11 protein-coding genes are annotated in these 12,598 nt (G+C 69.3%); 9 read left to right on the top strand and 2 right to left on the bottom strand.

Going from position 1 to position 12,598, the window contains the following annotated elements; genetic code table 11:
- Window positions 1-120 precede the first annotated feature (120 nt).
- The gene (locus IE180_RS14080; protein ID WP_190157192.1) at window positions 121-1,506 is read right to left on the bottom strand and encodes a cysteine desulfurase/sulfurtransferase TusA family protein; all 1,386 of its coding nucleotides are present in this window, start codon (window positions 1,504-1,506) and stop codon (window positions 121-123) included.
- Between the two features lie 557 nt (window positions 1,507-2,063).
- Here IE180_RS14080 and ctaC point away from each other — a divergent pair.
- From ctaC to IE180_RS14060, 4 genes are all read left to right on the top strand, one after another.
- The gene (ctaC, locus tag IE180_RS14075) at window positions 2,064-3,029 is read left to right on the top strand and encodes an aa3-type cytochrome oxidase subunit II (protein WP_190157191.1); all 966 of its coding nucleotides are present in this window, start codon (window positions 2,064-2,066) and stop codon (window positions 3,027-3,029) included.
- A complete protein-coding gene (ctaD, locus tag IE180_RS14070; RefSeq protein ID WP_190157190.1) occupies window positions 3,026-4,762 on the top strand; it encodes an aa3-type cytochrome oxidase subunit I in 1,737 nt (578 codons plus the stop codon). Before ctaC ends, ctaD begins: the two co-directional genes overlap by 4 nt.
- Complete coding sequence (locus IE180_RS14065) at window positions 4,759-5,157, top strand: cytochrome c oxidase subunit 4 (protein WP_190157189.1); 399 nt, start codon at window positions 4,759-4,761, stop codon at window positions 5,155-5,157. Before ctaD ends, IE180_RS14065 begins: the two co-directional genes overlap by 4 nt.
- 122 nt (window positions 5,158-5,279) lie before the next feature.
- Complete coding sequence (locus IE180_RS14060; protein WP_190157188.1) at window positions 5,280-6,530, top strand: L,D-transpeptidase; 1,251 nt, start codon at window positions 5,280-5,282, stop codon at window positions 6,528-6,530.
- Between the two features lie 17 nt (window positions 6,531-6,547).
- On the opposite strand, the gene IE180_RS14055 is transcribed toward IE180_RS14060, so the two are convergent.
- Window positions 6,548-6,949: a DNA-binding transcriptional response regulator gene (locus IE180_RS14055; RefSeq protein ID WP_190157187.1), complete on the bottom strand. Its 402-nt coding sequence runs from the start codon at window positions 6,947-6,949 to the stop codon at window positions 6,548-6,550.
- A 202-nt stretch (window positions 6,950-7,151) separates the two neighbouring features.
- On the opposite strand from IE180_RS14055, the gene ctaE reads away from it, so the two are divergent.
- The 5 genes from ctaE (at window position 7,152) to trpD (ending at window position 12,519) form a co-directional block, all read left to right on the top strand.
- Entirely contained in the window at window positions 7,152-7,772 is a 621-nt protein-coding gene (gene ctaE, locus IE180_RS14050; protein WP_030693915.1) for an aa3-type cytochrome oxidase subunit III, read from the top strand.
- 74 nt (window positions 7,773-7,846) lie between these two features.
- Complete coding sequence (gene qcrC / locus IE180_RS14045; protein ID WP_190157186.1) at window positions 7,847-8,656, top strand: cytochrome bc1 complex diheme cytochrome c subunit; 810 nt, start codon at window positions 7,847-7,849, stop codon at window positions 8,654-8,656.
- Window positions 8,653-9,705 carry a cytochrome bc1 complex Rieske iron-sulfur subunit gene (gene qcrA / locus IE180_RS14040; RefSeq protein ID WP_190157185.1) on the top strand — a complete coding sequence of 351 codons (1,053 nt, stop codon included), beginning with the start codon at window positions 8,653-8,655 and terminating at the stop codon, window positions 9,703-9,705. The genes qcrC and qcrA overlap by 4 nt, the downstream gene beginning before the upstream one ends.
- Complete coding sequence (gene qcrB, locus IE180_RS14035) at window positions 9,702-11,327, top strand: cytochrome bc1 complex cytochrome b subunit (RefSeq protein WP_190157184.1); 1,626 nt, start codon at window positions 9,702-9,704, stop codon at window positions 11,325-11,327. The genes qcrA and qcrB overlap by 4 nt, the downstream gene beginning before the upstream one ends.
- 127 nt (window positions 11,328-11,454) lie before the next feature.
- Window positions 11,455-12,519 (top strand): anthranilate phosphoribosyltransferase, encoded by a 1,065-nt coding sequence (gene trpD, locus IE180_RS14030; RefSeq protein ID WP_190157183.1) that lies wholly within the window; start codon window positions 11,455-11,457, stop codon window positions 12,517-12,519.
- The last annotated feature ends 79 nt before the right edge of the window (window positions 12,520-12,598 follow it).

Raw genomic sequence — 12,598 nt, 5'->3', positions numbered from 1 at the left:
CACAACGGGGTGGGCGGGGGCACCGCCCCGGCGGGCGCGGCCCGCAACGGGGGCGCGGGGCGCCGTCCCGGCGGGAGGCTGCCCGTGACGGGAGGGGGCGCCGACCCGTGACGGCGGCGGCTACGACACCCGCCGGACCACGTACGCCGTCCCGCCCCCCACCCCCGGCGACTCCCCCACGTACTCCTGCCCCCGCATCTCGCACCACGCCGGAATGTCCAGTCGCGCCGCCGCGTCGTCCGAGAGCACCGTCACCGTCCCGCCCACCGGCACGTCGCCGATCACCTTCGCGAGTTCGATGACCGGGATCGGGCACCGCTTGCCCAGGGAGTCCACGACGAGCGAGTCCGAGGGCGTCGGGACCGAGGGGGCGGAGGCGGGGGCTCCGAGCCGCTCCCGCACCCCGGCCACCACGCCCGGCAGCACGGCCAGGAAGCGGTCCACGTCCTCCTCCGAGGTCCCGGAGGGCAGGGACACCCGGACGTTCCCCTCGCTCAGGACCCCCATCGCGCGCAGCACGTGGCTGGGCGTCAGCGTCGAACTCGTGCACGACGAACCGGACGAAACGGAGAAACCCTCCCGGTCCAGTTCCGACAACAGCGTCTCGCCGTCCACGTACAGGCAGGAGAAGGTGACCAGATGGGGGAGTCGGCGCACCGCGTCGCCCACCACCTCCACGTCCGGCACCACCTGGGGCACCCGCGTCCGGATGCGGTCGACCAGGGCCCGCAGCCGCGCCCCTTCGGCGGCCGCCTCCGCCCGGACCGCCCGCAGCGAGGCCGCCGCCGCCACGATCGCGGGCAGGTTCTCGAAGCCCGGTGCCCGGCCCGACTCCCGCTCGTCGGAGGGCCCTTGCGGCGCGAACCTGACCCCCTTCCGCACGGCGAGCAGTCCGACCCCCGCGGGCCCGCCCCATTTGTGCGCGCTGGCCGCGAGCAGCGACCAGCCGCCGTCCACCGGCCCCCAGCCCAGCGACTGGGCGGCGTCCACGAGCAGCGGGACGTCCGCCGCCCGGCAGGCCTCGGCGACCTCGGCCACCGGCTGTCGGGTGCCCACCTCGTGGTTGGCCGACTGGAGGCACGCCAGGGCCGTGCCGGGGGCGAGCGCGGCCGTGAAGGCGTCCGCGTCCACCGCTCCCGACCGGTCCACCGGCACCTCGGTCACCGTGCCGCCGGCCGCCGCGTGCGTCTCGCCCGCGTGCAGGACGGAGGAGTGTTCGACCGCGGAGACGACGAGCCGGTTTCCGACACGCCGACGTCCCGCGAGCGCGCCGGAGATCCCGGCGTGAACCGCGCGTGTCCCCGAAGGAGTGAACACGAGCTCGTCCGGACGGCACCCCACGGCCTCCGCGGCGGCCTCCCGGGCCGCGTCGAGGAGCAGTCGGGCGCGTCGCCCCTCCCGGTACAGCCGGGCGGGGTCGGCCCACCCCTCGTCGAGGGAGGCGAGCAGCGCCTGACGGGCGACGGGGTGCAGCGGGGCGGCGGACGCGGCGTCGAAGTACGGCATCCGCCCACGGTAGAGCCTGGGGGTGCCCCGGCCCGCGTCTCCCCGGGGCGACCGGCCGACACGGGCCGGACCGGCAGGGGCGGCCTGACGCGGACGGCCTGACGCGGGCCGGGCCGGTACGGGCGGGTCCGACGCAGGCCACGCAGACGCAGGCCGGCCCGGCGCAGCCCGGCCCGGCGCAGCCCGGCCCGGCACAGGTCGGGTCGACGCGGTCCGGCCTTCTCCCCGCCGGTGCGGTGCCCCGCCTCGGGCGCCCCCGCACCGGCCCGCACAACCCCCGCCCTCCCCCCGATGAGCCCCCGTCAAAACCCCGCCCCACCACCCCGGCAGCCCGCCGGACGGCCGTCTCCGGCCGCCCTCCGGAACCCCGGAGTCCACCCCTTCGGGGGCTCGGACGGCGCGTTGGGCACCCTCCCCGCGCGACCCCAAATAGCGTCCAGTAGGGTTTGGTCCGCATAAACATCCAAACCCCTGCCCGCGGCCGGGGCGGCGACCGACCAGCGAGACGGACGGCCGTGGCCGACCACTGCGGGCCGAGACTCTCGGGAAGGCGCTACGTGAGTCCCAACGGCTCCGACCGCTCGTCGCGGCGCCCGATGCGGCGGAAGCTGCCGCAGGTGCTGACTGCGGGCCTGATCCTGGCGACAGCCACCGGCTGCTCGTACAACTGGGAAGACTTCCCCCGCCTTGGTATGCCCACCCCCGTCACGGAAGAGGCGCCTCGGATCCTCTCCCTGTGGCAGGGCTCCTGGGCCGCCGCCCTGATCACGGGCATCCTGGTGTGGGGCCTGATCCTCTGGGCCACCATCTTCCACCGGCGCAGCCGGACCAAGGTCGAGGTACCTCCGCAGACCCGTTACAACATGCCCATCGAGGCGCTGTACACGGTCACCCCGCTCATCATCGTCTCGGTGCTCTTCTACTTCACCGCGCGTGACGAGTCCAAGCTCCTCGAGCTCACCCCGAAGCCGGCCCACACGATCAACGTGGTCGGCTACCAGTGGAGCTGGGGCTTCAACTACGTCGAGAACGTGCCCGGTGTGAAGGGTGACGCGAAGACGGACAAGGACCTGGCGACGCTTCCGGACCGCTACAAGGTCCAGTTCCCGGAGAACGCGGGCGGCGTCTACGACGCCGGCATCCCCGGCACCCGGAACCCCCAGACCGGCAACCCGGGACCGACGCTCTGGCTCCCCAAGGGCGAGAGGGTCCGGTTCGTCCTGACCTCGCGTGACGTGATCCACTCCTTCTGGGTGGTTCCCTTCCTGATGAAGCAGGACGTCATCCCGGGCCACCCCAACGCCTTCGAGGTCACCCCGACCCGGGAAGGCACCTTCCTCGGCAAGTGCGCCGAGCTCTGCGGTGTCGACCACTCCCGGATGCTCTTCAACGTCAAGGTGGTCTCCCCGGAGCGCTACCAGCAGCACCTGAAGGAGCTGGCGGAGAAGGGGCAGACCGGCTACATCCCGTCTGGCATCGAGCAGACGGACCCGGCCAGGAATGCGGAGAAGAAGCAACTGTGAGCATCCCCAACGAAACCCAGGGTGCCGCCGCAGCTGAGGACTCGTACGAGAACGAGCTGCCCGTACGGCGCAAGCAGCCCGGCAACGTGGTCATCAAGTGGCTCACCACCACCGACCACAAGACCATCGGCACGATGTACCTGGTCACCTCGTTCGCCTTCTTCTGCGTCGGCGGACTCATGGCGCTCTTCATGCGCGCCGAGCTCGCCCGTCCCGGCACGCAGATCATGTCGAACGAGCAGTTCAACCAGGCGTTCACGATGCACGGCACGATCATGCTGCTGATGTTCGCGACGCCGCTGTTCGCCGGCTTCGCGAACTGGATCATGCCGCTGCAGATCGGCGCGCCCGACGTGGCGTTCCCGCGGCTGAACATGTTCGCGTACTGGCTGTACCTCTTCGGCTCGCTCATCGCGGTGGCCGGCTTCCTCACCCCGCAGGGTGCGGCCGACTTCGGCTGGTTCGCCTACTCCCCGCTGTCGGACGCCGTCCGCTCGCCGGGCGTCGGCGCCGACATGTGGATCATGGGTCTGGCCTTCTCCGGCTTCGGCACGATCCTCGGTTCGGTCAACTTCATCACCACGATCATCTGCATGCGCGCTCCGGGCATGACGATGTTCCGCATGCCGATCTTCACCTGGAACGTGCTGCTGACCGGTGTCCTGGTCCTGCTCGCCTTCCCGGTCCTGGCGGCCGCGCTGTTCGCCCTGGAGGCGGACCGCAAGTTCGGTGCCCACGTCTTCGACGCGGCCAACGGCGGAGCGCTGCTCTGGCAACACCTCTTCTGGTTCTTCGGACACCCAGAGGTGTACATCATCGCCTTGCCGTTCTTCGGCATCATCTCCGAGGTCATCCCGGTCTTCAGCCGCAAGCCGATGTTCGGCTACATCGGTCTGATCGCCGCGACCATCGCGATCGCCGGCCTGTCCGTGACCGTCTGGGCGCACCACATGTACGTCACCGGTGGCGTGCTCCTCCCGTTCTTCTCCTTCATGACGTTCCTCATCGCCGTTCCGACCGGCGTGAAGTTCTTCAACTGGATCGGAACGATGTGGAAGGGCTCGCTGTCCTTCGAGACCCCGATGCTCTGGGCCGTCGGCTTCCTGATCACCTTCACCTTCGGTGGTCTGACCGGCGTCATCCTGGCCTCGCCCCCGATGGACTTCCACATCTCCGACTCGTACTTCGTGGTGGCGCACTTCCACTACGTCGTCTTCGGCACCGTCGTCTTCGCGATGTTCTCCGGCTTCCACTTCTGGTGGCCGAAGTTCACCGGCAAGATGCTCGACGAGCGCCTCGGCAAGATCACGTTCTGGACGCTGTTCGTCGGCTTCCACGGCACCTTCCTGGTGCAGCACTGGCTCGGTGCCGAGGGCATGCCGCGTCGTTACGCGGACTACCTGGAAGCCGACGGCTTCACCACGCTGAACACGATCTCGACGATCTCCTCGTTCCTGCTCGGCCTGTCGATCCTGCCGTTCCTCTACAACGTCTGGAAGACCGCCAAGTACGGCAAGAAGATCGAGGTCGACGACCCGTGGGGCTACGGCCGTTCGCTCGAGTGGGCGACCTCCTGCCCGCCGCCGCGGCACAACTTCCTCACCCTGCCGCGGATCCGTTCGGAATCCCCGGCGTTCGACCTGCACCACCCTGAGATCGCCGCTCTCGACCAGCTCGAGAACAAGCCGCACGAGGCCGCGGCCCTCACGGGCAGCAAGGAGGCCGGCAAGTGAAGATCCAGGGCAAGATGTTCATCTGGCTGAGCGTCTTCATCCTTGCCATGGCGATCCTCTACGGCGTCTGGTCCAAGGAGCCGGTCGGCACGACGGCGCTCTTCCTGGCCTTCGGCCTGGCCATCATGATCGGCTACTACCTGGCCTTCACGGCCAAGCGTGTCGACGCGATGGCGCAGGACGACAAGGAGGCCGACGTCGCGGACGAGGCCGGTGAGGTGGGCTTCTTCGCCCCGCACAGCTGGCAGCCGCTCTCGCTGGCCGTCGGCGGCGCGCTCGCCTTCCTCGGCATCGCGATGGGCTGGTGGATCCTGTACTTCTCCGCCCCGCTGATCCTCGTCGGCCTGTTCGGCTGGGTCTTCGAGTTCTACCGCGGCGAGAACCAGAACCAGTAGCGGTACCCCGCTCCGCACCGGAGCACACCGAGGGGCCCGGGCACTTCGTCACCGAAGTGCCCGGGCCCCTCTTTTGCAGCACTCGGCGCGCCGGTCGCGAGGATCGTCCTTAGCGTGAGGTCATGAACGACACGCCGCGCATAAGGACTGTTCTGAGCTGCACTCTTCTGGCCGTCACCGTCACCGCGGGCGTCTCCGCGTGCTCGGGCTCCGACGGTCACCCGCTGTCGGAGAAGACCTACGACGCGGCGGACCAGCTCACGGTCAGCGCTCCCGCCGGTGCCAAGGCGGACCCCGAGAAGCCCCTGGAGATCACGGCCAAGGGCGACGAAGGCCGGATCACCGACGTGACGGCCACCGACGCCTCGGGGCACCACCTCGCCGGCGAACTCACCGCGGACGGGCAGCGCTGGCGCTCCACGGCGGCCCTGGCGGCCGGCGCCCGCTACACGGTGCGGGTGGCCACCGAGGACGAGGACGGCGCTCCAGGCGCCCGCACGTTCACTTTCGAGACGGCCCCGGCCAAACGGGCCCTGACCGTGGCCTTCGGGCCGGAGGCGGGCACGTACGGCGTCGGGCAGCCCATCACGGCGGAGCTCAGCCTCCCCGTCAAGGACCGGTCGGCCCGCGCGGTCGTCGAGCGGGCCCTCAAGGTCCGCTCCACGCCCGCCGTCGAGGGCGCCTGGTACTGGGTGGACGACAAGAAGCTGCACTTCCGCCCGAAGGAGTACTGGCCGGCCGGGGCGCACGTCACGGTCACCGGGAACCTGGACGGCCTCAAGGTCGGCGACAAGCTCTACGGCGGCGCGTCCAAGCCGCTGAAGCTCACCATCGGCGACCGGATCGAGGCGGTCGCGGACGCCGGCGCGCACCAGATGACCGTGAAGCGCAACGGGGAGGTGATCAACACCATGCCGGTGACCACGGGGAAACCGGGCTTCTCCACCCGCAACGGGATCAAGGTGGTGCTCGGCAAGGAGTACTTCGTCCAGATGCGGAGCACCACCGTCGGCATCGCGGAGGGCAGCTCCGACTCGTACGACCTGCCCGTGTACTACGCCACCCGGGTCACCTGGAGCGGCGAGTACGTGCACGCCGCGCCCTGGTCCGTCGGCTCCCAGGGCGTCGAGAACGTCAGCCACGGCTGTGTCGGCATGTCGACGGAGAACGCGGCGTGGTTCTTCAAGACCGTCCGCCCCGGCGACATCGTCCGCGTCGTCAACAGCATCGGCGACACGATGGACACCTTCGGCAACGGCTTCGGCGACTGGAACATGGAGTGGGACAAGTGGCGCCAGGGCAGCGCCCTGGTGGAGGCCGCCGGAAACCCGGTGGCCCCCACGGAGAAGGCCCGGCTGAGGCCCTCGATCTGAACCGGGGCCCGACCGGCTCAGGCGCCGATCGACAGGCGCGAGCGCAGCAGGGCCGCCAGGGACGCCGCGAACTCGACCGGTTCCACCGGAAGGGTGACCGCGGCGTCCGCGCGGCTCCAGGTGGCCAGCCAGGCGTCCTGCGGGCGGCCGATCAGCAGCAGCACCGGCGGGCAGCGGAAGACCTCGTCCTTGATCTGCCGGCAGACCCCCATGCCCCCGGCGGGCACCGCCTCGCCGTCGAGCACGCACACGTCGATCCCGCCCTCGTCCAGGCGCTTCAGCACCGCGGGCAGCGTCGCGCACTCCACGAACTCGACCGGGGGAACGTCGGTCGCGGGCCTGCGTCCGGCCGCGAGCCGCACCTGCGCGCGGGTGTTCGCGTCGTCGCTGTAGACCAGGACCGTGGCACTCGACTGCATCGTTCCTCCGTGGGGAAGTCCGTGGGAAGGTCGTCGATCGATGCGCCGGATGCTACTCCGGTCCACACCCCGTCAACAGCCGTTCAACACCTGTTCGAACGGTGCTCCGGGGCCCCGGCGCTGGGCCGTTCGGGCTGGACACACCCCTCTGACACTCCGAACGGCACCCCCCGGAGTGAGGGCGGGATAAGCGACCGACATAATGTCGGTCGTGGCGACAGTAACGACAGTAGAAACAGGGCACGCGCACCCGTCGGTCAATCGACCGAACCTCACCAGCGTCGGAACCATCATCTGGTTGAGCTCCGAGCTGATGTTCTTCGCGGCCCTCTTCGCGATGTACTTCACCCTTCGATCGGTGATGGGCCCCGAGTTCTGGGCGGAAAAGGCCTCGGCCTTGAACTTCCCGTTCTCGGCGACCAACACCACGATCCTGGTGCTCTCCTCCCTCACCTGCCAGCTCGGCGTCTTCGCCGCGGAGCGGGGCGATGTGAAGAAGCTCCGGACGTGGTTCATCATCACGTTCGTGATGGGTGCGATCTTCATCGGCGGCCAGGTCTTCGAGTACACCGAGCTGGTCAAGAAGGACGGCCTCTCGCTGTCCTCCGACCCGTACGGCACGGTGTTCTACCTGACCACCGGCTTCCACGGCCTGCACGTGACGGGCGGTCTCATCGCCTTCCTGCTGGTCCTCGGCCGGACGTACGCCGCCAGGAGGTTCACTCACGAGCAGGCAACCGCCGCCATCGTCGTGTCCTACTACTGGCACTTCGTCGATGTCGTCTGGATCGGCCTCTTCGCCACGATCTACATGATCAAGTAATCGGCTCCGCCACCACGGCGGACCGAGACATCCAGCAAGCATCGACGCAGAAGATCCTGACACCGGGGTAATCCGTGAAAAAGCTCTCCGCACGACGACGCCATCCGCTGGCGGCGGTCGTCGTCCTACTTCTCGCGCTGGCGGCCACTGGGGGGCTGTACGCCGCGTTCGCGCCCGCGGGCACGGCGAAGGCCGATGAAACCGCCCAGTCCCTCGCCATCGAGGAGGGCAAGAAGCTCTACTCCGTCGGCTGCGCCAGCTGCCACGGAACCGGCGGTCAGGGCACCTCTGACGGCCCGTCCCTGGTCGGCGTGGGTTCGGCGGCCGTGGACTTCCAGGTCGGCACGGGCCGCATGCCGGCCCAGCAGCCGGGCGCCCAGGTCCCGAGGAAGAAGGTCATCTACTCGCAGGCTGAGATCGATCAGCTCGCGGCGTACGTCGCCTCCCTCGGTGCCGGCCCGATCAAGCCGACCGAGGGCCAGTACAGCCCTGACGGTGCCGACATCGCCAAGGGTGGCGAACTGTTCCGCACCAACTGCGCCCAGTGCCACAACTTCACCGGTGAGGGCGGCGCGCTGACCTACGGCAAGTACGCCCCGAGCCTCGAGGGCGTGGACCCGAAGCACCTCTACGAGGCCATGCAGACCGGCCCGCAGAACATGCCTTCCTTCCCCGACACCACGATGCCGGAGAAGGAGAAGAAGGACATCATCGCGTACGTCCAGGCCGTCAACAGCGACTCGTCCGCGAGCCCGGGCGGTCTCAAGCTCGGCGGCCTCGGCCCCGTCAGCGAGGGCCTGTTCGCCTGGGTCTTCGGCCTGGGCGCGCTGATCGCAGTTGCCATCTGGGTCGCGGCCCACACCGCTAAGGCCAAGAAGTCATGAGTAGCCAAGAGATTCCAGAAGAGACCCTGCCGGCAGGGCAGGACACCGCGCACGGCGCGGTGACGGTCGCCGACGACCCGTTCGCCGACCCGGGCCTTCCGCCCCACAAGCCCCGCATCCAGGACATCGACGAGCGGGCCGCCCGCCGGTCCGAGCGTGCGGTCGCCTTCATGTTCGTGCTGTCGATGCTGGCCACCGTCGGCTTCATCGCCTCGTACGTGATCTTCCCGGTCGACAAGATCGTGTACATCTGGCCCTTCGGCCACGTGTCCGCGCTCAACTTCGCCCTGGGCATGACCCTCGGTGCCGCCCTCTTCTTCATCGGCGCGGGCGCGGTCCACTGGGCCCGCACCCTGATGTCCGACGTCGAGGTCGCCGACGAGCGTCACCCGATCGAGGCGTCGCCCGAGGTCAAGGCGAAGGTCATGGCGGACTTCGCGGCCGGTGCCGCGGAGTCGGGCATGGGCCGCCGCAAGCTCATCCGCAACACGATGTTCGGCGCGCTGTCGCTCGTGCCGCTCTCCGGCATCGTCCTGCTGCGTGACATGGGCCCGCTGCCCGAGAAGAAGCTCCGGACCACCATGTGGACCAAGGGGCTCCAGCTCATCAACATGAACACGCACGAGCCGCTCCGTCCCGAGGACGTCGCGGTCGGCTCGCTGACCTTCGCGATGCCCGAGGGCCTCTCGGAGCACGACGAGCACTTCCAGACCCAGATCGCCAAGGCCGCCCTGATGATCGTCCGGATCCAGCCGGAGGACATCAAGGACAAGCGCGAGCTCGAGTGGTCGCACCAGGGCATCGTCGCGTTCTCGAAGATCTGCACCCACGTCGGCTGCCCGATCTCCCTGTACGAGCAGCAGACGCACCACGTGCTCTGCCCGTGCCACCAGTCCACCTTCGATCTCTCCGACGGCGCCCGCGTCATCTTCGGCCCGGCCGGTCACCCCCTCCCGCAGCTGCGGATCGGCGTGAACGACAAGGGCTTCCTCGAGGCGCTCGGCGACTTCGACGAGCCCGTCGGTCCGGCATTCTGGGAGCGCGGATGAGCACCGTGACCAACACGCAGAAGAAGGCGCCCGCCGGTGAGCGGGTCGCGGACTGGGCCGACGGTCGCCTGGGGATCTACACGCTGGCCAAGGCCAACATGCGGAAGATCTTCCCGGACCACTGGTCCTTCATGCTGGGCGAGGTCTGCCTCTACAGCTTCCTCATCATCATCCTGACGGGCGTCTACCTGACGATGTTCTTCCACCCGTCGATGAACGAGGTGGAGTACGTCGGACCGTACGTCCCGCTCCAGGGACAGCTGATGTCCGAGGCGTTCAACTCGACCATGCACATCTCCTTCGAGGTGCGCGGTGGTCTGCTGATCCGGCAGATCCACCACTGGGCGGCGCTGATCTTCCTCGCCGGCATGTTCGTGCACATGATGCGCGTGTTCTTCACCGGCGCGTTCCGCAAGCCGCGTGAGATCAACTGGCTGTTCGGCTTCCTGCTGTTCTTCCTGGGCATGTTCACCGGCTTCACCGGTTACTCGCTCCCGGACGACCTGCTCTCCGGCACCGGTGTCCGCTTCATGCAGGGCGCGATCCTGTCCGTGCCGGTCCTCGGCACGTACCTGTCGATGTTCCTGTTCGGCGGCGAGTTCCCCGGCGGCGACTTCGTCGCCCGGTTCTACTCGGCGCACGTGCTGCTGCTCCCCGGCATCATGCTGGGCCTCGTGGTCGCCCACCTCATCCTGGTGTTCGTCCACAAGCACACGCAGTTCGCCGGCCCCGGCCGCACGAACGACAACGTCGTCGGCATGCCGCTGCTGCCCGTGTACATGGCGAAGGCCGGAGGCTTCTTCTTCCTGGTCTTCGGCGTCATCGCGGTCATCGCGGCGATCGCCTCGATCAACCCGATCTGGGCCATCGGCCCGTACCGCCCGGACCAGGTGTCCACCGGCGCCCAGCCCGACTGGTACATGGGCTTCGCCGAGGGTCTGATCCGTGTCATGCCGGGCTGGGAGATCAACCTGTGGGGCCACACGCTGGTCCTCGGCGTGATGATCCCGCTGGCGATCTTCCCGGCGGTCCTGGCCGCGATCGCGGTCTACCCGTTCATCGAGTCCTGGATCACCGGCGACAAGCGCGAGCACCACATCGCGCAGCGCCCGCGCAACGCTCCGACGCGCACCGCCTTCGGCGTCGCCTGGATCACCGCGTACATGATCATGCTCGTGGGTGGTGGAAACGACCTCTGGGCGACCCACTTCCACCTGTCGCTGAACTCGATCACCTGGTTCGTGCGGATCTTCTTCTTCGCCGGCCCGGTCATCGCGTTCGTCGCCACCAAGCGGATCTGCCTCGGCCTCCAGCGCCGCGACAAGGACAAGGTGCTGCACGGCCGCGAGTCGGGCATCATCAAGCGCCTGCCGCACGGTGAGTTCGTCGAGGTCCACGAGCCGCTCAGCCAGGGCGAGCTGCACCGCCTCACGGCGCACGAGCAGTACGCGGCCGCGGAGCTTCCGCCGGCCGTCGACGAGAACGGCGTGGAGCGCAAGATCGGCGCCATGGAGAAGCTCCGGGTCAAGCTCAACAAGGGCTACTACGGCGAGGACAGCCAGGTCGCCAAGCCCACGGTCGAGGAGTACAAGGAGATCCAGAGCGGCCACGGCCACCACTGATCGCCTGAACACCTGACCCGAGGTCGCCACGGCAGGAGCCCCGTCCATTCGATGGACGGGGCTCTTCGCCGTCCCCGGGGGTGGATAGGGTGGGACCGTATCCGTCACGTGATCACCAGGAGCTGCCATGAGCGCTGCGACCCCCGCTGGAGGACCTACGTCGGCGGGCCGCTCCTGGCCCGTCCTGCTGAACGGTCTGCTCGACGGCGAGGACCTCTCCGCCGACGACACCGCCTGGGCGATGGACCTGATCATGAGCGGCGAGGCGACCGACGCGCAGATCGCCGGGTTCCTGGTGGCGCTGCGGGCCAAGGGCGAGACCGTCGAGGAGATCACCGGCCTCGTCCGCACCATGTACGCGCACGCCAACACGATCGAGGTGCCCGGCCCCGCCGTCGACATCGTCGGCACCGGCGGCGACGGCGCCAAGACCGTCAACATCTCCACGATGGCCTCGATCGTCGTCGCCGGCACCGGCACGAAGGTCGTCAAGCACGGCAACCGCGCCGCCTCCTCCGCCTCCGGCTCCTCCGACGTGCTGGAGAAGCTCGGCATCAACCTCGACCTCACGCCGCGGCGGGTCGCCGAGGTCGCCGAGGAAGCCGGCATCACCATCTGCTTCGCCGTGAAGTTCCACCCCTCGCTGCGGCACGTCGCCGCGGCCCGCGGCCAGCTGGGCATCCGGACCACCTTCAACGTCCTGGGCCCGCTGACCAACCCGGCCAAGGTGAAGGCCCAGGCCGTCGGGGTCGCCGACCCGCGCATGGCGCCGATCGTCGCGGGCGTCCTCGCCGAGCGCGGCAACTCCGCCCTGGTCTTCCGCGGCGACGACGGCCTGGACGAGCTGACGACCACCGCCACCTCCCGGGTCTGGGTGGTCCGGGACGGCGGAGTCACCGAGGAGCGCTTCGACCCGCGGGACGTCGGCATCGAGCTCGTCCCCCTGGAGGCCCTGCGCGGCGGCGACCCCTCGTACAACGCCGACGTGGTCCACCGGCTGCTCGCGGGGGAGACCGGCCCCGTACGGGACGCGGTGCTGCTCAACGCGGCGGCGGCGTTCGTCGCCCTGGAGCCCGGCACGGGCACCCTGGCGGAGCGACTGGGCGCGGGCATCGCGAGGGCGGCCGAGTCGATCGACTCCGGCGCCGCCCTCCGGTCCCTGGAGCGGTGGGTCGCCGCCAGCAACGCCTGAGCACGTGTGAACGGCGCGTTGCGACCCCGTCCCGGATGCCGGGACGGGGTTGCGACGTCGTGATCGTCTGGCATAAGTT

Origin of the sequence: Streptomyces litmocidini, from assembly GCF_014649755.1 — a bacterium.
In the GTDB taxonomy this organism is placed as follows: domain Bacteria; phylum Actinomycetota; class Actinomycetes; order Streptomycetales; family Streptomycetaceae; genus Streptomyces; species Streptomyces litmocidini.
The sequence above is the reverse complement of the archived record's forward strand: the minus strand, read 5'-3'. Positions and strand labels throughout refer to the sequence as shown.

Coding starts and splice junctions, on each gene's coding strand:
- IE180_RS14080 (WP_190157192.1), bottom strand. CDS start 1,506: ATGCCGTACTTCGACGCCGCGTCCGCCGCCCCGCTGCACCCCGTCGCC.
- IE180_RS14060 (WP_190157188.1), top strand. CDS start 5,280: ATGAACGACACGCCGCGCATAAGGACTGTTCTGAGCTGCACTCTTCTG.
- IE180_RS14055 (WP_190157187.1), bottom strand. CDS start 6,949: ATGCAGTCGAGTGCCACGGTCCTGGTCTACAGCGACGACGCGAACACC.
- ctaE (WP_030693915.1), top strand. CDS start 7,152: ATGTCGGTCGTGGCGACAGTAACGACAGTAGAAACAGGGCACGCGCAC.
- qcrA (WP_190157185.1), top strand. CDS start 8,653: ATGAGTAGCCAAGAGATTCCAGAAGAGACCCTGCCGGCAGGGCAGGAC.
- qcrB (WP_190157184.1), top strand. CDS start 9,702: ATGAGCACCGTGACCAACACGCAGAAGAAGGCGCCCGCCGGTGAGCGG.
- trpD (WP_190157183.1), top strand. CDS start 11,455: ATGAGCGCTGCGACCCCCGCTGGAGGACCTACGTCGGCGGGCCGCTCC.